This is a genomic window from Sebaldella sp. S0638 (assembly GCF_024158605.1).
Classification (GTDB): Bacteria; Fusobacteriota; Fusobacteriia; order Fusobacteriales; family Leptotrichiaceae; genus Sebaldella.
In genome coordinates this window covers 1-1,531 of sequence record NZ_JAMZGM010000246.1, presented here as the reverse complement: position 1 = coordinate 1,531, position 1,531 = coordinate 1, and the positions used below count along the sequence as shown (strand labels likewise).

The window sequence follows — 1,531 nt, the reverse complement described above, 5'->3', positions numbered from 1 at the left end:
AAGACAACATATTACAGATATAAAAATGAACTTTTGGAATATATGAGCAAAATGTCACAGGAGCTTTTAGAAGATGCGGTAAAGTATGCCTATCCCGATAAAGAACATCTGGTAAAAAGGTTACTCGGTGAGAGAAGAAACATATTAATAACTGCCATAAGTAATATAAAGAAAACTCCAACAGACAAAGATTATCAGCAGGGAATATCTAAAAGCATAGAAAATATAAATAAGGTACTGGATACAATATTTAAGGATATGGGAATAATGAAGTATGAGGACCAGCTTAAATATCTTGAAGAGGAAAAAGAAGGCACAAAACAGACAAAACTTTCAGATATCCTGGAGGAAGAAAAATGACAATACCATCATTAATAGAAACAAGGAAAAAGATATTTACAAAATATAGCAGTATTGAAAAAGACAGAGAATTTACAAATGCAGTAGGCATGGAGTTTCATAGTAATCAAAAACTGGCCAAAGAATTAAAGAGTAATTACTTCCAGTTAATAGAACTGATATTTAGGATAAGGGATAAAGAGGGAAAGTTAGTACCATTCTTTTTAAATGATGAGCAGAAAAGATTTATCACAATTTTTAACCAGGAATACCAAAAAGGAAAATCAGTAAAAATATTAATATTAAAATCAAGACAGCAGGGCTTTACAACCTTAATAACAGCTATTCAGTTATGCATGCTTCTGTGCAGGAAAGGATTTAAGGGAACAACAGTGGCACATTTAAATGAAGCTACAAAATATATTTTTAACAGCAAGGCAAAAGATATGTATGAAGAAATTCCTAATAGTCTTAAATATGAACCTAAAAGAAGTAATGCCAAAGAAATAGTAATCCAAAATACCGGAAGTTTTTGGAACTGTTTTACAGCAGGAAGTAAAGATTCAGCAAGATCGTCAACATTTAATTTCATCCATGGAAGTGAAAGAGCCTTTTGGAAAAATGCACTTGCAAATAAGGCATCAATAACATCAGCTCTTGCTCCAAATAGTATAGAAATATATGAGACGACAGCAAATGGTTACAATGATTTTAGAGATGAATGGCAAGATGCAACAGATGGAAATACAGACTTTATTCCGTACTTTTCTTACTGGTTCAGACAAAAAGAATACACATCGGAATTTGAGAGCAGTGATTTAAAAAGTGAATTCATATCAGCGGTAAAATCAGGGGATAGATATAAGAATGTAGATAGTAAGTTTATGAAATTCCTAAATGAGATACTAATTAATGAGAATCTTGAATATGAACAGATTTACTGGTATTTCAAGAAAAAACAGGAACTAAAAGACTTACTCTATCAGGAATATCCAAGTAATCCGGAACAGGCATTCTTAGCAAGTGGGACACCGTACTTTGATATTCAGCTTCTCTACATAGAAAAGGAAAAACTAAATAACACATTACCGCTTGAAAATATAAGAGATGAAATACACATATATGAATATCCGGTAAAAGGTCATGAATATGTAGTAGGAAGTGATGTGGCAGAAGGACTGGAAGAAGGAGA

The 1,531-nt window shown here is 32.2% G+C and carries 2 protein-coding genes; both read left to right on the top strand.

Translation table 11 applies throughout. The annotated features are described in order from the left end of the window. The coding region (locus NK213_RS20000) for a hypothetical protein (protein ID WP_253352626.1) at positions 1-360 on the top strand (360 nt) is incomplete at its 5' end. Then, the coding region (locus NK213_RS19995) for a hypothetical protein (protein WP_253352624.1) at positions 357-1,531 on the top strand (1,175 nt) is incomplete at its 3' end. The genes NK213_RS20000 and NK213_RS19995, both read left to right, overlap by 4 nt.